This window comes from Dolichospermum flos-aquae CCAP 1403/13F (genome assembly GCF_012516395.1).
Lineage (GTDB): Bacteria > Cyanobacteriota > Cyanobacteriia > Cyanobacteriales > Nostocaceae > Dolichospermum > Dolichospermum lemmermannii.
In genome coordinates, this window is sequence record NZ_CP051206.1 from 1,754,375 (window position 1) to 1,775,029 (window position 20,655).

Below are 20,655 nucleotides of genomic sequence, written 5' to 3' on the forward strand. Positions count from 1 at the left end.
AACAAGTCCGGCGATCGCTGCCCTTGGAGTAAGTATTGCTACTGAATATATAATGTGATTATGAAAACCGATAAACTCTTTTACCGACTATTTTTATCTCAACCAGGTTTAATTGCCGAGTTAATCCCAGAAATCCCCAAAGATTGCGAATTTACCTATAGTGCGCCCGGAGTCAAAGAGAAAGGATTTGAACTAGATGGACTATTAACACCTGTTACCAAGGATCTCAGTTTACCTCTGGTATTTCTAGAAGCCCAGATGCAGGGAGATCCAAGATTTTATGGGCGGTATTTAGCAGAAATTTTTCTGTATTTATATCAATACAACGTCAAGCAACCTTGGTACGGATTATTAATTTTGCCCAATCGGAATGAAGAACTAGGCTCAGATATTCCCTACCAATCTTTGTTAAAGAGTCAAGTCAAACGACTCTATCTGGAAGATTTGTTACCGTTAAAGGATTTGAGTCCAAATTTGGCATTACTGAAGTTACTTGTTGTAGATGAACAAGATACAGCAACCTTGGCACAGGCAATTATTAATAGTGCGGAAACAGAGGCAGAATTTCGGCGACTCTTGGATTTAGTAGAAGCTATACTTGTTAATAAATTCCCACAACTTGGTACAAAGGAGATTTTGCAAATGCTAAACCTGAAAACAGTAGATGTAACCCAAACACGGTTTTATCAGGAAGTGTTTCAAGAAGGACAGCAAGAGGGACGACAAGAGGGACGACAAGAAGGACGACAAGAGGGACGACAAGAGGGACGACAAGAAGGACGACAAGAAGGGGAAGCAAATCTATTGCTTCGTCTTTTAACTAAGCGGTATGGTATGTTGTCTCCGTCCCAAGAGGAGCAAATAAGAAGTTTGGATGTAGAGCAGTTGGAGAGTTTGGGGGAAGCTTTGTTAGATTTTACAAACAAATCTGATTTAGATACATGGCTTTCAGGACAGTTGTAGGTCTAACAACTATACCAACAAGTCCGGCGATCGCTGCCCTTGGAGTAAGCATCGCAACTGAGTATATAATGTGATTATAAATAAGAAAATAAGATCCCCGACTTCTCTCAGAAGTCGGGGATCTGAAACTCCAGGGTAGCGGCAATTGAAATATACTTTGTTGATCTTGAAAGCGATCGCTAATTTATGAAATCTCAAATTGGTCGTTGTTTATTATAAAATAAATAACGATCGCCCTTGAAGAATATAGACTATTAATTTTTATTTAGTCCACGTAAGTAGACTTGATTTGTGTATTAGCGATTTATAATCGCCGATAGCGTAGCTGAACTCATAGATAATCATCCAAAGCATCAGGAGAACAAATCCATGGCAGCAATTACAGCCCGCGAACTAGAGTTGCAAATGCCCGATGCCAGTAAACTTTTAAGTGATGAACCAGAAATGGAAAGCTCCCTGCACTATATGCAACTGTTATTGCTAGTCACCTGCCTCGAATGGGCATGGCAAGACCGGGATGATTTTTTCATTGGTGCAAACCTGACCATTTACTTCAGTCGCCAACAACTCAAAAATCGTGACTTTCGAGGTCCAGATTTTTTCCTAGTCAAAAACACCACCAGAGAACCACGCAACTCATGGGTGGTCTGGGAAGAAGACGGACGTTATCCCGACCTGATTATTGAATTACTGTCCGACTCCACCGCCAATGTAGATCGCACCACCAAACTAGACTTATACGCAGAGAGATTTCATACCCCTGAATACTTTTATTTTTCACCCGAAACCTTAGAATTTGCAGGCTTTAGACTAGAGTTTAATAAATATCGCCCCATCACGCCCAACGCCCAAGGATGGCTATGGAGTGAAGCCCTGGGCTTTTTCCTGGGTATTCACAATGGCCAGTTGCGTTACTTCTCCTTAGAAGGCACTATCATCCCTACCCCCCAAGAAGCCGCCAAAGATGAAATACTCAAAGCCAACCAAGCAATTCAAATAGCAAAACAAGAATCTCAAAGGGCTGAACAAGAATCTCAAAGGGCTGAACAAGAATCCCAAAGGGCTGAACAAGAATCCCAAAGGGCTGAACAAGCTAATAGGGAGTTGTATAAATTAAAGCAAAAAATGCGATCGCTTGGTATTTCTCTTGACTAAGCCTTGATCAATAGACATCGCCAAAAAAAAGCCTTCACTCTATAAATAAAATAAGAAAATAAGATCCCCGACTTCTCTCAGAAGTCGGGGATCTGAAACTCCAGGGTGGCGGTAATTGAGATATACTTTGTTGATCTTGAAAGCGATCACTAATTTATGAAATCTGATGTATCTAAATTGTTTGCTTGACGAGGAATGCGACCTGCTTGCAGCAGTGCTTCGGTATCGCAACAACAAGTTTGACATATTAGAACCTCAATTTTTATTATTTTACCCACATAAAATCAGTGGCAAAAAAAGCAGATATAGGCAGTAAAAGATTAATCAGTCTGGCACCTAATACATGGGTACAGTGGATTACCCAACGTTCCAATCTGGAAGTACAAGACATCCTCAACACAGAATTTCAGTGGATAGAGAGAGAAAGTGACGTTTTACTCAAAGTGTACAGCCCAGAAATAGGAGAATTTTTACTACTTAACGAACTACAACTCCGTTACAACCAGAGAATGCCCCGGCGATTGCGAGCTTACACAGCCCTAGCAGAAGAGCGTTACAACTTAAAAGTATACCCAGTTCTCATTAACATCCTCCCCCAAAGCACTAAACAAATAATCCCCAATCGCTATGAATCAGAAATATTAGGGATAAAGGCTTATCAAGATTATCAAGTCATCAACCTGTGGGAAGTAGATGTTAACCTAGTGTTTGAGCAAAAAATATCTACCCTATTGCCATTTGTGCCAATTCTCCAGGGTGGGAACAGTGAAAATAACTTACGTCAAGCAGTAACAGAACTGCGGAAAGATGAACAGCTAAAAGACCTAGAGCCGTTATTATCATTCTTTGCTAGTTTTGTCTTAGATATTCCCTTAATTCAACAAATCATGAGGTGGGATATGACAGTGTTAAGAGAATCACCGTGGTATGAAGAAATTCTTAAAGAAGGATTACAGCAAGGATTACAGCAAGGAGAACAACAAGGATTGCAACAAGGATTACAACAAGGATTACAACAAGGATTACAACAAGGATTACAACAAGGGGAGTCCGTCCTTGTCTTGCGTCAACTCACTAGGAGGTTTGGGGAAATAGAATTTTCTATCACACAGAAAATCCAGAAGTTACCAACTACTAAGTTAGAAATTTTGGGAGAAAGTTTATTGGATTTTTCCCAGTTACAAGACCTGATACACTGGTTAGAAGTTCATTAAACTGCAAACAGGGAAATGCTCGCAGCAGCACTTCCCTATCGCTCTAATAATTAAACCTTTAGAATTTTATTAATTGCCCATATTGAATTACTTGTAATTAGATTTTTATGCCCTCATGGAATCCTCAATATAAAACCTTAGACCACTGGCGGGGCGTTGCAGCCTTATGGGTGATGATTTTTCATGGTTTTGGAACTGTGTACAATAAACCTCTTCACCCATTGGTTGACCTAGTAAAATCAGTAGCAGCACCGGGTTGGTTAGCAGTACATCTTTTTTTTGTAATTAGTGGCTATTGTATCGCCGCTAATGTCTATAAATTAATCCTTAAGCAAGGTAGCAGTTGGGATTTTTTGAAAAATAGATTCTGGCGGTTAATGCCCACTTATTGGCTGGCATTTATAGTAAACAAATAATGGAGTAATCTAAACCCATGAATTTAAGATGGTATGTCGGCAGCACATTGAACTCAGTTTTAAACGCCGTCTTGAGCAGTCAAGCATTTCCCCTAACTCGATATTTTCCGCGTAGTATAAGTGTTTTTTATGACATTCAAAGATTCTCGCAGAAAAAAGATTTAAAGATTTTATTAATGATTAAATTTACTAAACCCAGCAAAATTAAGAGTTATTCTATTTAACCCAATTTAATGAAAATATTACTCACCGCTGATCCTGAATTACCAGTACCGCCAAAACTCTATGGTGGTATTGAACGGATTGTTGATTTATTAGTTGTAGGGCTGCAAAATCGCGGTCATGAAGTGGCTCTTGTTGCTCATCCTGAATCAACATCATCTGTATCTAAATTGTTTCCTTGGGGAGGAATGCAATCGCAAAACAAGCTTGACACATTACAAAATATGATCACCCTATGGTCAGCAGTCAAGTCATTTAAACCTGATGTTGTCCATAGCTTTTCGCGCATTTTCTATATGCTGCCAATTCTGCGATCGCCTTTACCCAAAATTATGTCTTATCAAAGGCGACCTAGCGATCGCACTGTCAAACTAGCCGCCCAAATTGCGGGTAGATCTCTCACTTTTACAGGTTGCAGTGATAGCATTTGCAAAATCGGGCGCAATGCAGGCGGAACTTGGCAAACAATTTATAACTGTGTTGAACCGGAGAAATACACATTTCAAGGAAAGGTAGATGCGGATGCACCTTTAGTTTTTTTGAGCCGGATTGAGCGGATTAAAGGGGCGCATACAGCAATTGCGATCGCCAAAAAATGCGATAAAAAACTCATCATTGCAGGCAACTATAGCCAAACCGGTGAGGAGGGAAAGTATTGGCAAGAAGAAATAGAGCCACAGCTAGGAAAAAATAGAATTGAATACATAGGAACAGTCAATGATGAGCAGAAAAATAATTTATTAGGTCAAGCCTCAGCTATGCTTGTTCCTATAGAATGGGATGAGCCTTTTGGCATTGTCTTTGCTGAAGCTTTAGCCTGTGGGACTCCCGTAATTTCTTGTCCAAGAGGCTCATTGCCGGAAATTGTGCGAGAAGGAGTTGATGGTTATTTGATCACTTCCATTGATGACGCAGTTAATAAGGTGCGTCAGTTAGATCAGATTGATCGTCATGATTGTCGTCAACGAGCGATAGAATGTTTTTCTAGCGATCGCATAGTTGAACAATATGAATTACTCTATAACAAGCAACTGAAAAATATTTGATTCTTTTGTAATAGTAATAAAAATTAAATTTGTGATTACCTCATTTTTGAGAACTTGGCGTTTTATTCTTAATCATCCACTGGCATCGCGAAACTTACCAGAAGCAATTAAGCTTTGGTTTAAATGGCAAGTTGGATCTCGCATTTTAAAGATGCCAGTAGTTGTTCCTTTTGTCGGAGATTCTCAATTAGTAGCTGAGTTAGGAATGACTGGTGCGACAGGTAATATTTACACTGGATTGCATGAATTTACAGATATGGCTTTTTGTTTACATTTATTGCGAGTAGGTGATCTTTTTGTTGATGTAGGAGCAAATATCGGTTCATATACAGTACTTTCATCAAAAGTAGTTGGAGCTAATAGTTTAGCGATCGAACCAGTGCCAACGACCTATAAACGCTTACGACGTAACATAAATATCAATGATATATCATCCTTAGTAGATAGCCGTTGTTGTGCCGCAGGAAAAAATCATGGCTCAATAAAATTTTCTTCGGATATGGATACAACAAACCAAGTTGTCGCTGCTGATTATAAAGGAAATTCAATTGAAGTTCCGGTTGAATCGCTCGATTATATACTTGAAAAATTGCAGCCAACATTAATTAAAATTGATGTAGAGGGATTTGAACCAGAGGTAATAGAGGGATCGCGCAAAATTTTAACGTCTGATTGTTTACTTGCTGTTCTATTAGAAACAGTTGATCCTTCAATTGAGAAGACCCTTCGAGAATCTGGCTTTCAACCTGGTAATTACGACCCATTTAAGAGAGAATTAAAGACCTCAGCACATAATCATTTAAGTAATAACTATTTATGGATTCGGAATTTATCTAAAGTTGAAGATAGGTGTAAAACTGCTCCCCAATATCAAGTATTAGGAGTTGATTTTTGATGTTCTTATCTGACTTTTTTTAGTTTTGTATTAGCTATTTCTATAGTTGTAAGTAATTAAATGAATCATCGAGTTCTTATTGTTAGCCCCCATTTCCCACCAATTAACGCCGCTGATCATCAGCGCATTAGAATGGCACTGCCATACTTTGAAGAATTTGGATGGGATGTAACTGTTCTATGTATCGAACCAGATTTTATCGAAGGAATATATGATCCCAACCTGAATTTGACGGTTCCGGAAAACATTGAAACTATTCGAGCATCAGCTATTTCTCCGAAACTATCTAGAAAATTAAAACTTGGGAATTTAGCTTTTAGATCCATACCTTTTTTGATAAAAGCAACAGCTAAATATTTTGAAGAAAATTATTTTGATTTAGTTTATTTCTCAAATACAGTTTTTTTGACCATGCCCCTTGGTCGCTACTGGCTAGAGAAATATAAAATTCCTTATATTTTAGACTTTCAAGATCCTTGGTTAAGTGATTATTATGATCGCACTCAAAACACTCCCCCTGGTGGCAAACTAAAATATGCAATCGCCCAGTCTTTTGCTAAGATTTTAGAACCCTTGACTTTGGCTAAAGCCTGCCATATAACCAGTGTTTCGCCAGAATATCCCAAAGTATTAATGCAGCGATATTCCTGGCTCAAAGCAGAGCAGTTTACTGTTCTCCCCTTCGGCGCTCCTGACAAAGATTTTGAGATCCTACCTAAACTGAATATCCAACAGAAAATATTTGATCCCAATGATGGTTATCAACATTGGGTTTATGTGGGTAGAGGTGGTGAAGATATGGCTTTGAGCCTGAATGTCCTTTTCTTAGCAATTCAAAAACATCGTCAGCACAATCCCGAAATTTGGCAAAAAATTAAAATTCATTTTGTTGGCACGAAATATTCAATTTTTGACAACAATAAGGAAATAGAGGCGATCGCCAAATCCTATAATTTAGACGATATAATCACTGAATATCCACAACGTATCCCTTACTTTGAAGCCTTGCAAGTTTTAAAAGATAGTCATGCCATTTTAATAATTGGTTCTGATGATCCCAGTTATTCTGCATCTAAAGTCTATCCATGTATCCTCGCCCAGAAGCCCATCTTAGCAATTCTGCACGAACAGAGTCTTGTCGTCAACGTAATTAAAGAATGTCAAGCTGGCTATACCGTAACTTTTACTAATTTAACCAATATAGAAATTTATGATACCCTTGGAGAAGGAATAGAATGGTTACTTAATTCTCTAGTCTACGGACTTTCAGAAACAACAGATTGGCAAGCATTTGAGCCTTATACCGCTAGACAAATGACCCGAACTTTGTGTAAAATTTTTGATCAGTCAACTAATCCAAAATCAAGGTAAAACCTAAAATATGCAAAAAAAATTGTGATTTATGCAAAACTGAACTAGAACTTTCTGGGTATGAACTCGGTAACATCGAAACCTATATTTTTACAAAAGCTATAAATTAAATTTTGTAATGCAAGCCCTACGTAAAAAAAATAATGTCACATTACTCTCTAAACAATAGACCTTTGCTAAGTCTAAAATCAGATAAAATATCTGTAAGTAAAATATTTTGGGTAATTTGCCTTGTGCTGGCTTTTATTGGGCTAACGACACCTAATCCCCTGGAAACATCTTTAGGATGCCTAATTTGGCCAGTCCTGTTTTCATTGCTTTGGCGACCTGGTGAACCACCTGCATTATTATTTGCAGCCAGCTTTCAAATGATTCAGGTAATTGTCCCTGTCATTAATGCTAATTTAGCAGGAGAAACCCTAGAGCAGAATTTTGGTCAAGAACTAAGTTTAGCATTTTATTTAGGTATCCTATCTATCCTAGCACTCGCCTATGGTATGAAGCTGGCTGTTGGCAATTCTCCTGTAATTAGCTTAATAGATCAAGAAAAAAGTGCATCAGAATTAAAATTTTCTAGGTTAGCAATAGCATATTTAGGGACATTCGTACTTTCTTCATTAATGAGTGTTCTAGCATTTGGAAATCCTGCTTTTACACAACTTTTGCTATCTTTGGCATCTTTGCGCTGGTTGGTTATTTTTTTGATTGTCTGGAATGGATTTCGTGATCTTAAATTTAGCTTATTATCTTTAATCATTGTTATTTGGGAAATTATCATTGGGATGACTGGTTTTTTTAGCGGATTTAAGCAAATTATTTTTCTAGTATTGGTTGTATATGGGGCGACTAGTCTGAAAGTTAAGCAATTACTACGCCCCCAAGTTTTAATATTGATGGTGCTATTACTGTTATTAGCAACTTACTGGCAAAGTGTCAAGGGAGATTATCGTAACTATGTTAACGGAGGAACTCAAACTCAAACCGTGAGGGTTTCTTTGGCTGATAGCTTAAATTATCATACTAATTCTGCCAATAACATCAACGAGAAAGAGCTTGGAGACGGATTTAATGCCTTATTATCTCGTTTGGGATACCTTAAATTTTTCGCTGGTACCATTAGAACTGTACCTAATGCTGTTCCTTATCAAAATGGCAAACTATGGTCGGAAGCAATATCTGCTTTAATTCCCCGTGCTTTTTTTCCTGATAAGCCGATATTTGACGATTCCAAACGCACAAATGAATTTTCGGGTATTGAAGCGGCTGGGGCTGACAAAGGTACTTCGGTTAGTATTGGCTATGTGGGTGAGAGTTACATTGATTTTGGCGTTCCATTCATGTTTGCACCAATTTTTGCCCTAGGCTGTTTTTGGGGTTGGCTTTACCGATTTATAACTAATGTAGGATCAATTCCTTTGCTAGGATTAGCAGGAGCAACGACTATTTTATTGAACTCAGCAGTTTTTTTTGAGTCTTCTAATGTTAAAATATTTCCTGCAGGAGTAATTTTATTATTAGTTTATTCTATGGTTCTTCGTCTTTTTGGAAAAAACATTTGGTTATGGCTGACGTGTAAATCTAAGAGGATGTTTGAAAAGTTTTAGGCTGTGATTTTAGGCACTTACAGATCCCCCCTAACCCCCCTTGCTAAGGGGGGAACTAGAGTCAAAGTCCCCCTTTTCAAGGGGGATTTAGGGGGATCTAAAAATATTTGATACACCATGAGGGACTTTTCAAACATCCTCTAAGTTGAATTAACTTTGCTGAGGTAGTTAAAATTAGTCAATGACGAATTTAGCAATTATTGCATCTCATCCAATTCAGTATTACGCGCCACTTTTTCGGTCTCTGGCTCAAGACTGTAATTTTAATATTAAAGTATTCTATTTATGGGATTTTGGCATTACAAATCAGATTGATCCAGGATTTAAGCAATCATTAAAATGGGATATTCCATTACTAGATGGCTATAACTTTGAATTTGTGCCTAACATTAGTAAAGATCGCGGCACTCATCATATCTTTGGCTTGCAAAATCCCAGCCTGACTCAGCAAGTTTTAGCATTTAAACCAGATGCTATATTCCTAACAGTATCCTATAACTACGCAAGTATTTATAGGTTTCTTTGGCAGATGAGAAATATCAATATTCCCATGATATTTCGTGGTGATTCCCATCGAATTCAGGCAAAAAATGATTTTAAAAGTCAGCTAAAAAAGCTATTTATTGCCAAAATTTTCCAAAATTTTGCTGCTTGTCTATATGTTGGTAAAGCTAATTATGAATATTTTAAATATCATGCTGTCTTAGAGAGTAAATTATTTTTCGCTCCCCATGCTATTGATAATAACCGGTTTTCTGCCATGACTAATGAGGCATCTAGTCAAGCAAAAAATTGGAAACACGAATTAGGTATCCCTCCCCAAAATCAGGTGATCCTTTTTGCTGGCAAATTTGAACATAAAAAGCGTCCTTTGGATTTAATTCAGGCTTTTATTAATGCACAATTAAAATCAGTGTCTCTGCTATTAGTTGGGGCTGGAAATTTAGACTCAGAAATGCGAGATTTGTCTAAGCATAATGATCAAATTTACTTTGCTCCATTTCAAAACCAATCGCTAATGCCGCGTACTTATGCTAGTTGTGATGTCTTTGTTTTGCCTAGCTATGGTAGTGGTGAAACATGGGGGTTAGCAATTAATGAAGCGATGTGTATGGGATGTCCTGTAATTGTTAGCAGTCATGTTGGTTGTGCGGCTGATTTAGTTAAACATAGAAAGAATGGTTTGATTTTTGAAGCAGGAAATGTAGAGGCTCTTACTGCTAGTCTTAAAGAGGCTATGGCTGATCATTATCGCTTGAAACAATGGGGAGAAGAAAGTAAAATTATTGTCAGAGACTACTGTTATGATCGCATAATTGCAGGCTTAAAGGAAGCCTTGGCAGCGATATGTAATAAATAAATATTATCTATATTATCTATGAATAAAAATAATCTTCACCTCTGGTTTCCCAACTTATTTGCATTTACGGGTGGTATTCAAACATACTGCTGTTTCTTCCTCAAAGCCATTCAAAATATCTACCCTGATACTGATTATGATATCTTTATCAAACATGATAGACATTCCTCACCCAACTTCTCAACCCTAGCCCCTACTAGATTTCACTTTGCTGGATCTATACCATTACCACTGAGAACAGTTGCATTTGCAGTCCAGCTAATTGGTTGGGGAATCTGGAAACGCCCAAAATTAATCATTACCGGACACCTGAATTTTACTGTTGCAGCCTACTGGCTAAAACGATTGACAAATATCCCTTATTGGACTGTCGCTCATGGTATCGAAGCCTGGGATATCAAAAACTCAGCTTTGCAAACAGCTTTACATCATGCAGACCTGATTTTAGCAGTTAGTGGCTATACCCGCGATCGCCTCCTGAGAGAACAAAACCTCGACCCGGATAAAATCTCCGTACTCTATAACACATTTGATGCCGATAAATTTGTACCCGCATCTAAACCGACCTATTTATTAGACCGATATCAACTTAAACCAGAACAACCGACAATTTTAACAGTAGGTAGATTATCAGCATCAGAACAGTATAAAGGCTATGACCAAATCATCCGCGCCATACCAAAAATTCGTGACCTAATTCCCGATGTTCATTATATCATTGTGGGTAAAGGAGATGATAAATTGAGAATTGACCAATTAATTACCGAATTAAAATTAGAAACCTGTGTCACTCTGGCTGGTTTTGTTCCCGATGCTGAACTTTGTGATTACTATAATCTTTGTGATCTTTTTGCCATGCCCAGTAAAGGCGAAGGTTTTGGTATAGTTTATTTAGAAGCCTTAGCCTGTGGTAAACCCGTACTCGGTAGTAATCAAGACGCAGCAGTTGATGCGCTTTGTCATGGTAAACTAGGGGCATTGGTAAATCCTGATGATGTGGATGAAATTGCTCAAACTATTATTCAAATTTTACAAAGTACATATCCTAATCCTTTAATGTATCAACCCGAATCCTTGCGTCAACAGGTTATTGACACCTTTGGTTTTGAGCAGTTTCAGAAAACTTTGGCTGGATATTTGCACCGATTATTGAATCCAAATCATAAAATCAGGAAGCCAGGGAATAAGTTTCTCCGCTAATAGCACAAGTTGGACTTAAACGACTAATTTTGATGAAGTTGATATATACGCAAACAATAGGGTTTTTATGAAAATAATTGATGATTGGTATTTAGAAAACTTGGTTTGTTCTCAAGATAAAACAGCACTCAATTTAGTAGATAATAATCTAGTTTCAGTATCAGGTAATAGCTATCCAATAGTTAATGGTATTCCCATAATGCTTTTAAATAATTTAGTCGTCTTGAGACGACTTTTGCTATTAGACTCAGAATTCATTCTGAAGCGGGTTAAATAAGAATGAAATAGCCCTGGAATTTATCCCTTATCGAAAATACCTGTTAATTTAAACCAAAGCTAATTACTAATATGTGTGGTATTGCCGGAATTATTGGATTTAATGACTATGATAATCAGTTAAAAGCAAAAATCGAAAAGATGCAAACTGCACTAAAACATCGTGGTCCTGATGATGCAGGTATTTATATTTCAACTGACAAACAAGCAGCTTTAGCTCACACTCGACTTTCTATACTTGATCTCAGTGCTGCTGGACATCAACCTATGTCTACCAGTGACAACCGCTATCATATTACATTTAATGGAGAAATTTACAACTTTCAAGAATTGCGAGAAAATCTTATTTCCCAAGGTGAAAAATTTCATTCTCAAACAGATACAGAAGTAATTCTCAAACTCTATCAAAGAATCGGTTCTGATTGTGTCCACCACTTACGAGGAATGTTTGCTTTTGCGATTTGGGATGATTTAGAAAAAACTTGTTTTTTAGCTCGTGACCCTTTAGGAATTAAACCACTTTACTATTACCAATTAGGTACAACTTTAGTATTTGCTTCCGAACTCAGAGCAGTTTTAGCATCTGGTTTACCTGCAATTAATATGAGTGTGGAAGGATTATATGGTTATTTAACAACTGGTTCAGTTCCCGAACCATACACCCTAATCGCTGACATTCATTGTTTATCTGCTGGTAATTGGCTATATTGGCACAATGGAAATATTACTAAAAAACAATATTGGCAAATAAATTTTACTCCTGAAAAAATTTCTCCTCCAGAAGCGCGAGAAATAGTCCGTAAAGCTTTATTAGATTCCATTCAACATCATTTTATCAGTGATGTACCCGTGGGAATTTTCCTCAGTGGTGGTATTGACTCCACAACCATTCTCGCTCTAGCAACCCAAACCCAACAATCACAATTATCTACCTATTCCATAGCTTTTGCTGAATCGGAATTCAATGAGGGAGAATTAGCTGAAAAAATCGCTAATCATTTTGGTGCAAAACACACAGAATATCAAGTTACATCATCCTTTGCTAAGGGAATATTACCAGACTTTCTCAAAGCAATTGATCAACCCAGTATTGATGGCTTTAATACATTTTGTGTATCTAAGGTTGCCCATGATCAGGGCATGAAGGTAGTATTATCCGGTTTAGGTGGAGATGAAATATTTGGTGGATACCAGTCTTTCCAAAAAGTGCCTCAGATGGTTTCATTTAGTAAAAATACAAAATTCTTATCTTTGCTTCGCACGGGTTTCGGTATAGGCTTGGCAAATTGGGGAACTTCAGCAAAAATGAAACGATTCGGTGATTTTTTAAGGCATCCTCCTACTTTTGCATCTGCTTATCGTAGTTTTCGAGGTATTTTTTCTCATCAAGAAGCTTTGACAATTGTTCAACAACTATTGGGAGAAAGTTTGATTTATCAACAGCAATTAGACAGTAACCAGAATACTCCAGAAGATGAAGTCAGCTTTTTAGAATTAAGCCGCTATATGCGTAATCAATTACTGCGAGATAGTGATGTGATGAGCATGAATTGGGGTTTAGAATTGCGTGTTCCTTTTGTAGATCAAGCTTTACTAGAAGCTGTTGCACCAATCCCTAGTAATATTCGTTTACAAGAGGGGAAAAAACTTTTAACACAAGCAATTACAGAAATACCTGATTGGGTAGTAAATAAACCTAAGAAAGGCTTTTCTTTCCCTTTTGAAAGTTGGATGGATAGTGAATTTGGTGATTATTTCCAAAACTCAAATATACCCCTAAATATATCTCTCACTTCCTGGTATCGTCGTTGGAGTTTAGCAATATTTAAACATTGGTGGGAGTCGGTTAGATCATGAAAGTTCTCCATGTAATTCCTTCCGTCAGTCCTGTGCGTGGTGGTCCGAGTCAAGCCATTATACAAATGGTGAAAGCTTTAAGAAAAAATGACATTAATGCAGAAATTATCACTACTAATGATAATGGTGAAGATTTATTAGATGTACCTTTCGGAAAATTTATAGATTATCAACAAGTTCCTATCCAGTTTTTCCCCCGGTTTTCTCCTCCTATTAATGCAGTTAGAGAATTTGCTTATTCAGGAGATTTTACCATTTGGTTATGGAAAAATATCCGCAATTATGACTTATTGCATATTCATGCTATTTTTTCTTATAGTTCTACTATAGCAATGGCGATCGCCCGACTGCAAAAAGTTCCCTATATTGTTCGTCCTCTAGGACAACTGTGTACATGGTCTTTACAGCAAAGTGCCAGAAAAAAGCAAATATATCTCAGAATTATCGAAAAATCTAATCTTAATCAGAGTCAATCAATTCATTTTACTTCCGCATTAGAACAGCAAGAAGCTTCGCTATTAAATTTGACCTCCCCAAGTTTTATTCTTCCTCATGGACTTTCCATTCCACCCATAATTCCTAATGCTTATCAACGTCTGCGACAACACTTTAATTTACCAGCAGATGAACCAATTATTTTATTTTTATCTCGCTTACATCCCAAAAAAGGGTTAGATTACTTAATTCCAGCATTAGGAAAATTATCTCATTACCGTTTTACATTCATTTTAGCAGGTAGCGGTGATCCTGATTATGAAAATGAAATTAAATCACTTTTAGTCTCTGAGGGAATTCAGAATCGTACCCATTTAACTGGATTTGTTAAAGGAGAAATTAAGGGATTATTAATACAAGGAGCAGATTTATTTGCTCTGACTTCCTATTCAGAAAACTTTGGTATATCAGTTCTAGAATCCCTAGCTGCGGGTACTTCAGTTATAATTACACCTGGTGTTGCTTTATCTGATATTGTTGATCAACAGCAAATTGGCTCTGTTGCAGAACTTGACGTGAATGAAATTTCTGCTGCTATTCAACATTTCCTAGATAATCCTCAGGAAGCAAAAAAAATGGGCGATTGCGCTCGGCAGTTTATATTGGATAATTATACATGGGATAGAATAGCATTAAAAATGGTTTCAGTGTATGAAGATATAATCTTTATATCCCCGACTTCTTGTTAAGATGAAACACAGGAGATAGTCATCATGTATCAAAGTGAAGCACCTCCGCACAAAAACCTGCCCACCATGTATGATTTACCCAGCGAGGATATTGATGAATTAGACTCCACAATTCATCCCCGTCCACCCTGGGAAACCATGCCCACGATGTATGATTTACCTAGTGAAAATCCAGAGGAGCCAGGGTTGCCAGACGAATTTCATGACTTTCAACCGCAATTATTACGGGAAACCTGTCAATCTCCCGTTTATCCCCAAGAGGAAATGTTCATTGGTACAGATTTAAACTTATACTATGATCCTCGCCATTATTCATGGTATAAAAGACCAGATTGGTTTTTAGTGTTAGGAGTGCCTGCTTCTGAAAAACAGGAGGATATGCGCTGGAGTTATGTGATTTGGCAAGAAGGATTATCTCCATTTTTAATAGTAGAATTATTATCACCAGGTACGGAAGCAGAAGATTTAGGACAAACATTAAGAAGCGCGAATAAACCGCCGACAAAATGGCAAGCTTATGAACAGTATTTGCGATCGCCATATTATGTTATTTTCGATAGATATGAAAATCGGCTCCGAGTATTTCAACTATTTGGGACAAAATATCAAGCAGTCGAACTGACAGAACCAAAATTCTGGTTTCCTGAGTTGGAATTAGGAGTAGGAGTTTGGGCGGGAAAATATCAAGGTACAGAAGGTTTGTGGCTACGTTGGTATAATCAAGATGGTGATTGGATTCCTACTTTTGCCGAAAGAGCAGAACAGGAGAAACGACGAGCAGAACAGGAGAAACAACGGGCAGACAAATTAGCTGAAAAATTGCGGGCTTTGGGAGTCAATTTAGATGAGATCTAAATAAAATTAACTGAAAGGAGATATGTTATTGTGGGTAGACAATAATGATAGAAAACATCACCACAGAAAACAGCAATCAAACTCTAGAAGAAAGAAAAAAAGAGGCATTACAAACAGCCGCAAAATGTCGGCAAATTCTCTTAGAAAATGGAGCAAAAGAGGTAATATTATTTGGTTCTTTATCAGGAGAAAGTCCTTGGCATTGGCAATCTGATTTAGATTTAGCCGTGAGAGGAATGTCAGAAAAACAACAATGGGAAGCCTATTCTCTTCTAGAAAAAATCACACCTAATTGGTTAAAAATAGATTTGGTAGCATTAGAAGAAATCCCAGATTTTGTGCGTTCTCGCATTCTCAAAGAAAAACCCATGCCTACTAATAAATATTTGTTTACTTCAGGGGACTGAAAATTAATCTTTAGTCTACTTCAGTAGACTTGAGCTATTAGACAGGGAATTAATTCCCTGGCGGATTATGGGATAATCAGAAAGATGTGAATAAAAGACAAACATCAACTATTATAGCAAAAATCCCAGCAGCGATCGCTATTTTTAATCAATGGTTAGAATCTCCAGTAAAAGACCTAACTTACCAAATAATCTACTCAAACAAATGACTAACACACCTAACGAATACGAATATTCTTATCAAAATAGTCAACCTGGACAGTACAAATATCAAGTTTAAGTTTGCAGGTAGATTTCCCTATCTTTGGAAAAGTATGTTGTGTTCTAGTACCATTGTCTAATAACAAGAATTTATTTGAATATCCTAATGTTAGAAGAAATTACACCTCTCATCCTTACCTATAACGAAGAAAATAACATTAATCGTACCCTAGAAAAACTTAAATGGGCAAGTAAAATCATTGTTATTGACAGTTATAGCACAGATAAAACATTAGAAATTTTGTCTTCCTATCCTCAATTAGAAGTATTTCCCAGGAAATTTGATTCCTTCGCTAGTCAATGCAATTATGGACTGTCAAAAATTACATCAGAATGGGTACTATCTCTAGATGCAGATTATATATTAACCGATGATTTAATTCGGGAAATTACATCTTTGCCCATAGATTCAGCTATAAATAGCTATAGTGTCAGGTTCAAATACTGTGTTTTTGGTAAACCCTTACGTGGTACTTTGCTTCCACCCCGCAAAGTCCTTTATAAAAAAGAAAAAGCAATTTATCAAAATGATGGACACGCCCATAAAGTGATTGTACAAGGTAAGTCTAGTCAATTATCAGCATACATCCACCATGACGATCGCAAACCATTGAGTCGTTGGTTATGGGCGCAAGATCGTTATATGGTAATTGAAAGTAAAAAACTTCTAGAAACACCAGAGCATGAGCTTAGTATAGGCGATCGCATCCGCAAACGCAAAATCCTCGCACCTTTAATAATCTTCATTTATTGTCTCATCCTCAAAGGCGCTATTCTCGACGGTTGGCATGGATGGTACTATACATTTCAGCGAGTTTTGGCAGAAATATTGCTGGGTATACATATAATAGAAGCAGAGAAAATAGATATTGAGCGAACCCAAAAATAAAAAACCACCAACCCCGACGGTAATATAACAAGCCAAATCATCCATAGAGGTGTGACATTGCACAGGAAGCACAAGTAAGTAATTATTAGCAATTATTAGCTTTTGAGTTACTGTTAATTAACTTACCTTTGGGGGTTAAAGTCCCCTGCTTCTACAAGCAGCGGGTTTTGCGTCGGGGTAAAATCCCCGTTGCAAAACGTAATTCTAAATTCTAAATTCTAAATTCTGCATTCTTTTAACCCTGTTTTGGATTGTCTCAGGTCTTACTGGAGCCAGCTTTAACCCACGTTTTCGCCCCCCATTTTATGCGTTTAGACAATTACACAGTCGGCAGCTACACACCCGGAGCGACATATAGTCAACAACTTCTGTGGTACTTCATTGGCTCACCATTAGTTGAAAGTTATTGGCTACCTATCTCATCTATAAAAGTTTCGATACTGAGGCTTTTTGGAGCTAGTATCGGCAAGGGTGTGAATATCAAGCCTGGAGTCCGCATTAAGTTTCCCTGGCGCTTGACCATTGGTAATCATGTTTGGATTGGAGAAAATACCTGGATTGACAATCTAGCAACCGTAGTCATCGAAAATCATGTGTGTTTATCCCAAGGTGTTTATCTGTGTACTGGTAATCATGACTGGAATCATCCCAATTTTCAACTGATTCCTGCCCCCATTCATATCCAAGAAGGTAGTTGGATAGCAGCGAAATCAGTCATTGGGCCTGGTGTCACCATTGGTAGGGGAGCAGTTTTAGCGTTAGGTAGTGTCACAGGAAGATCCTTAGAGTCCAACATCATCTATTCAGGAAATCCGGCTCAACCAATCAAAAAAAGGACAGAATGCGAAGATGTTGTGTCTCGCACTGCCAAAAATGAATAGTTGCAAAAATTAGTATATAATTTACCAATATTGTTTGTGGCATTCCAGAAGGTTCAATAGTGACATAACCTAATTACAGCAAATTTCGCTCTAATGAGATACAAACTTGAATTATGAAACTCTTGTAGTGCAGGCATTTTGCCTGCTGGATATGTACTTCATAAAACCGGAAAATGCTGTATCCATACTTTGATACAATGTTTAATTTATGACAATAGTCCCACCTCTGAGCTAGATAACGCCAGGAGTCTAGTTTAAGTAGTCTCGTTGAACCAAGAATCCCCGTGTCTTGAGACCAGGGAGTATCAAATATCCTTCCCTTATCACTTACACAATAGAAATCCATGCTTAATAAGCAAATTACAAACCGGACAAATTCTATCAATAGCATCATTCCTACATCTGGATCATTTCCAGATTCTACATTTTCTCAGTTTACCGAACAGGAACAGTCTGATGGTCTAAGTTTTAAGAGCTTTCTTGAAGTTTTACAACGCCGAGCGGTTGTCATTGTAGCGGTGATTTTTGCTGGTATGACTGGTGTTACTTATTTAACAATGACGCAAAAAAGTATATATGGAGGAAATTTTCGAATCTTAGTTGAACCTGTTAGTAATGATGATCAAGCAGAAAAAGTAAGGCTGACAGACTCTTCTTTTACTACACCTGGACTAGATTACGAAAGTCAAATTCAAGTTCTTAAAAGTTCAGAACTGCTACAACCAATTATTGAAAAATTACGAGAATCATATCCTCAAATTACCTACAACTCTCTTATTTTAGGTTTAAATATTCGTCGTCTTGGAACGACAAAAATCATCGAAATCAGCTATCAAAGTAGTGATCCTCAAGAAATCCAATTCGTCTTAAATACATTTTCTCAATTCTATTTAGAATACAGCCTAAATAAGCGGAAAACCAAACTAAATCAAGGCGTTCAATTTGTAGATCAACAACTACCCGATATCCAAAATCGGGTGACACAGTTGCAAAAAGAACTGCAAATATTCCGCCAAAAATACAATTTTTTTGATCCAGGAACCCAATCTGGAATAATTACTGGAAGTCTCCAATCGTTGAGACAACAACGAGCATCTGTAAATCAACAGTTAGCCGCTGCTAAAAATAATTATCTGAGATTGCAGGCACCAGAAGAACAATTGGCCATGCTCAATGATGCTCCTCTTTACCAACAGTTAATTGTCCAACAGCGCCAATTAGACACCCAAATATCTGGAGAATTAGCTCGATTTCAAACTGATAACCCAGTTATTCAAACCTTACAAGATAAAAGAAACAATCTCTTACCTATTATCAATGCAGAAGCAAAACGAATTTTGAACACTAGAATAGCTCAAGCGGCTGTTATCATTCGGAAAATAGAAGTAGATAATCAACAACTGACACAAGCAGAACAACAATTACAAAGCGAATTAAAACAACTACCAATTCTCTCTAGACAATACGCTGACATTCAACGGAATTTACAACTAGCAAATGAGAGTTTGACGAGGTTTTTAGCTAAGCGTGAACAATTACAAATAGACGTAGCACAAACAGAACTACCTTGGGAATTAATCCAAGCACCTGCTCAATCAAGATATCCAATTTCGCCAGATACTACCCGCAATTTACTATTGGGATTTGTGGCTAGTTCTTTATTAGGATTCGGTGTTGCCAAAATCATCGAAGATATAGATAACACCTATCACAGTATTGAAAATCTCCAGGATAAGATCGGAGTGCCTTTATTAGGGTCTATTCCCTTTAGTAAAAACTTAGCTCAGAGTCAATCTTCAAAGCTGAGAAACATAGGAAAAGATCAAGAACCAGAAGTAGTTGTGGACCCTATTATGGCAAGTGATGAATATAACACTTCTCCTCGTCGTCCTTCCCAATCCATATCTTATTATGGACAGGGATCATTTTGGGAATCCTTACAAGTTTTATATAGTAATATTCAACTGCTTAATTCTGACCGACCAATTAAGTCTTTCGTTGTTTCCTCTGCTGTCCCCGGAGATGGTAAAAGTACGGTGGCATTTAGCTTGGCAAAAACAGCCGCGATCATGGGGAAAAAAGTATTACTTGTAGATTGTGACCTCCGCAAACCCAAGGTTCACAAATTATCACAATTAAATAATCTGTGGGGAATAAGTAGTTTAATTTCTTCAGATATAGATGTAGCGCAAGTAATTCAAAAAATACCCGGATTGAATGATTTATCTGTGATTACCGCAGGTCCTGTACCACCCGATCCTGCCCGGTTGCTCTCATCAGATAAAATGAGTCAAATAATGGACTATTTCACCGAGAATTTTGATTTAGTGATTTATGATACTCCTCCTTTGTCAGGATTAGTAGATGCTAGATTGGTAGCAGTTCATACTGATGGTGTGATGCTAGTTGTAAGAATTGATAAAACAGATAAATCAGTCGCAAAGCAACTTGTTGATACGCTAAAAGCATCTCCCATCAATTTACTAGGATTAGTAGTCAACGGCGACAAATTCCGAGGACTCGGATATAACTATAATTATGGATACAGTTCATATTACCGTACTAAGAGTCAATCGGTTAACTAGGGTTTGCTGATAGC

At 37.4% G+C, this 20,655-nt stretch carries 19 protein-coding genes; all 19 read left to right on the forward strand.

Annotation, left to right across the window (positions count from 1 at the left end; all coding sequences use genetic code 11):
- Nucleotides 1–60: 60 nt before the first annotated feature.
- The 19 genes from HGD76_RS08570 to HGD76_RS08655 all read left to right on the forward strand — a co-directional run bounded on the left by HGD76_RS08570 (nt 61) and on the right by HGD76_RS08655 (nt 20,641).
- Nucleotides 61–963, forward strand: a complete 903-nt coding sequence (locus tag HGD76_RS08570) for a DUF2887 domain-containing protein (RefSeq protein WP_168695526.1) — start codon at nt 61–63, stop codon at nt 961–963.
- Nucleotides 964–1,332: 369 nt separating this feature from the next.
- Nucleotides 1,333–2,118 carry a Uma2 family endonuclease gene (locus HGD76_RS08575; protein ID WP_168695527.1) on the forward strand — a complete coding sequence of 262 codons (786 nt, stop codon included), beginning with the start codon at nt 1,333–1,335 and terminating at the stop codon, nt 2,116–2,118.
- A 287-nt stretch (nt 2,119–2,405) separates the two neighbouring features.
- A complete protein-coding gene (locus tag HGD76_RS08580) occupies nt 2,406–3,332 on the forward strand; it encodes a DUF4351 domain-containing protein (RefSeq protein WP_168695528.1) in 927 nt (308 codons plus the stop codon).
- A gap of 107 nt (nt 3,333–3,439) precedes the next feature.
- Nucleotides 3,440–3,748, forward strand: a complete 309-nt coding sequence (locus HGD76_RS08585) for an acyltransferase family protein (RefSeq protein WP_168695529.1) — start codon at nt 3,440–3,442, stop codon at nt 3,746–3,748.
- A gap of 233 nt (nt 3,749–3,981) precedes the next feature.
- The gene (locus HGD76_RS08590; RefSeq protein ID WP_168695530.1) at nt 3,982–5,016 is read left to right on the forward strand and encodes a glycosyltransferase; all 1,035 of its coding nucleotides are present in this window, start codon (nt 3,982–3,984) and stop codon (nt 5,014–5,016) included.
- Nucleotides 5,017–5,047: 31 nt separating this feature from the next.
- Entirely contained in the window at nt 5,048–5,911 is an 864-nt protein-coding gene (locus HGD76_RS08595) for an FkbM family methyltransferase (RefSeq protein ID WP_168695531.1), read from the forward strand.
- A 60-nt stretch (nt 5,912–5,971) separates the two neighbouring features.
- Nucleotides 5,972–7,282 (forward strand): glycosyltransferase family protein, encoded by a 1,311-nt coding sequence (locus HGD76_RS08600; RefSeq protein WP_168695532.1) that lies wholly within the window; start codon nt 5,972–5,974, stop codon nt 7,280–7,282.
- Nucleotides 7,283–7,425: 143 nt separating this feature from the next.
- Nucleotides 7,426–8,886: a DUF8712 domain-containing protein gene (locus HGD76_RS08605; protein WP_168695533.1), complete on the forward strand. Its 1,461-nt coding sequence runs from the start codon at nt 7,426–7,428 to the stop codon at nt 8,884–8,886.
- A 181-nt stretch (nt 8,887–9,067) separates the two neighbouring features.
- Entirely contained in the window at nt 9,068–10,246 is a 1,179-nt protein-coding gene (locus HGD76_RS08610; protein WP_168695534.1) for a glycosyltransferase family 4 protein, read from the forward strand.
- Between the two features lie 18 nt (nt 10,247–10,264).
- Nucleotides 10,265–11,446, forward strand: coding sequence for a glycosyltransferase (locus HGD76_RS08615; protein ID WP_168695535.1), 1,182 nt, complete (start codon nt 10,265–10,267; stop codon nt 11,444–11,446).
- 67 nt (nt 11,447–11,513) lie between these two features.
- The gene (locus HGD76_RS24840; RefSeq protein WP_210967746.1) at nt 11,514–11,723 is read left to right on the forward strand and encodes a Trm112 family protein; all 210 of its coding nucleotides are present in this window, start codon (nt 11,514–11,516) and stop codon (nt 11,721–11,723) included.
- Between the two features lie 71 nt (nt 11,724–11,794).
- Nucleotides 11,795–13,579, forward strand: a complete 1,785-nt coding sequence (asnB, locus tag HGD76_RS08625) for an asparagine synthase (glutamine-hydrolyzing) (protein WP_168695536.1) — start codon at nt 11,795–11,797, stop codon at nt 13,577–13,579.
- Nucleotides 13,576–14,763, forward strand: a complete 1,188-nt coding sequence (locus tag HGD76_RS08630; protein WP_168695537.1) for a glycosyltransferase — start codon at nt 13,576–13,578, stop codon at nt 14,761–14,763. Before asnB ends, HGD76_RS08630 begins: the two co-directional genes overlap by 4 nt.
- 24 nt (nt 14,764–14,787) lie before the next feature.
- Nucleotides 14,788–15,618 (forward strand): Uma2 family endonuclease, encoded by an 831-nt coding sequence (locus HGD76_RS08635; RefSeq protein ID WP_210967747.1) that lies wholly within the window; start codon nt 14,788–14,790, stop codon nt 15,616–15,618.
- 44 nt (nt 15,619–15,662) lie between these two features.
- Nucleotides 15,663–16,025 (forward strand): nucleotidyltransferase family protein, encoded by a 363-nt coding sequence (locus HGD76_RS08640; RefSeq protein ID WP_168695538.1) that lies wholly within the window; start codon nt 15,663–15,665, stop codon nt 16,023–16,025.
- Between the two features lie 86 nt (nt 16,026–16,111).
- Nucleotides 16,112–16,234, forward strand: coding sequence for a hypothetical protein (locus HGD76_RS25825; RefSeq protein WP_267904340.1), 123 nt, complete (start codon nt 16,112–16,114; stop codon nt 16,232–16,234).
- A 158-nt stretch (nt 16,235–16,392) separates the two neighbouring features.
- Nucleotides 16,393–17,175 carry a glycosyltransferase family 2 protein gene (locus HGD76_RS08645; RefSeq protein ID WP_168695539.1) on the forward strand — a complete coding sequence of 261 codons (783 nt, stop codon included), beginning with the start codon at nt 16,393–16,395 and terminating at the stop codon, nt 17,173–17,175.
- Between the two features lie 305 nt (nt 17,176–17,480).
- Nucleotides 17,481–18,056: a WcaF family extracellular polysaccharide biosynthesis acetyltransferase gene (locus HGD76_RS08650; RefSeq protein ID WP_168695540.1), complete on the forward strand. Its 576-nt coding sequence runs from the start codon at nt 17,481–17,483 to the stop codon at nt 18,054–18,056.
- Between the two features lie 344 nt (nt 18,057–18,400).
- Nucleotides 18,401–20,641, forward strand: a complete 2,241-nt coding sequence (locus HGD76_RS08655) for a GumC family protein (RefSeq protein WP_168695541.1) — start codon at nt 18,401–18,403, stop codon at nt 20,639–20,641.
- Nucleotides 20,642–20,655 lie beyond the last annotated feature (14 nt).

What these genes read in the sequence shown, in the direction of transcription:
- HGD76_RS08570 (WP_168695526.1), top strand. Translation starts at nt 61, where the DNA reads ATGAAAACCGATAAACTCTTTTACCGACTATTTTTATCTCAACCAGGT.
- HGD76_RS08575 (WP_168695527.1), top strand. Translation starts at nt 1,333, where the DNA reads ATGGCAGCAATTACAGCCCGCGAACTAGAGTTGCAAATGCCCGATGCC.
- HGD76_RS08585 (WP_168695529.1), top strand. Translation starts at nt 3,440, where the DNA reads ATGCCCTCATGGAATCCTCAATATAAAACCTTAGACCACTGGCGGGGC.
- HGD76_RS08590 (WP_168695530.1), top strand. Translation starts at nt 3,982, where the DNA reads ATGAAAATATTACTCACCGCTGATCCTGAATTACCAGTACCGCCAAAA.
- HGD76_RS08600 (WP_168695532.1), top strand. Translation starts at nt 5,972, where the DNA reads ATGAATCATCGAGTTCTTATTGTTAGCCCCCATTTCCCACCAATTAAC.
- HGD76_RS08605 (WP_168695533.1), top strand. Translation starts at nt 7,426, where the DNA reads ATGTCACATTACTCTCTAAACAATAGACCTTTGCTAAGTCTAAAATCA.
- HGD76_RS08610 (WP_168695534.1), top strand. Translation starts at nt 9,068, where the DNA reads ATGACGAATTTAGCAATTATTGCATCTCATCCAATTCAGTATTACGCG.
- HGD76_RS08615 (WP_168695535.1), top strand. Translation starts at nt 10,265, where the DNA reads ATGAATAAAAATAATCTTCACCTCTGGTTTCCCAACTTATTTGCATTT.
- HGD76_RS24840 (WP_210967746.1), top strand. Translation starts at nt 11,514, where the DNA reads ATGAAAATAATTGATGATTGGTATTTAGAAAACTTGGTTTGTTCTCAA.
- asnB (WP_168695536.1), top strand. Translation starts at nt 11,795, where the DNA reads ATGTGTGGTATTGCCGGAATTATTGGATTTAATGACTATGATAATCAG.
- HGD76_RS08630 (WP_168695537.1), top strand. Translation starts at nt 13,576, where the DNA reads ATGAAAGTTCTCCATGTAATTCCTTCCGTCAGTCCTGTGCGTGGTGGT.
- HGD76_RS08635 (WP_210967747.1), top strand. Translation starts at nt 14,788, where the DNA reads ATGTATCAAAGTGAAGCACCTCCGCACAAAAACCTGCCCACCATGTAT.
- HGD76_RS08640 (WP_168695538.1), top strand. Translation starts at nt 15,663, where the DNA reads ATGATAGAAAACATCACCACAGAAAACAGCAATCAAACTCTAGAAGAA.
- HGD76_RS08645 (WP_168695539.1), top strand. Translation starts at nt 16,393, where the DNA reads ATGTTAGAAGAAATTACACCTCTCATCCTTACCTATAACGAAGAAAAT.
- HGD76_RS08650 (WP_168695540.1), top strand. Translation starts at nt 17,481, where the DNA reads ATGCGTTTAGACAATTACACAGTCGGCAGCTACACACCCGGAGCGACA.
- HGD76_RS08655 (WP_168695541.1), top strand. Translation starts at nt 18,401, where the DNA reads ATGCTTAATAAGCAAATTACAAACCGGACAAATTCTATCAATAGCATC.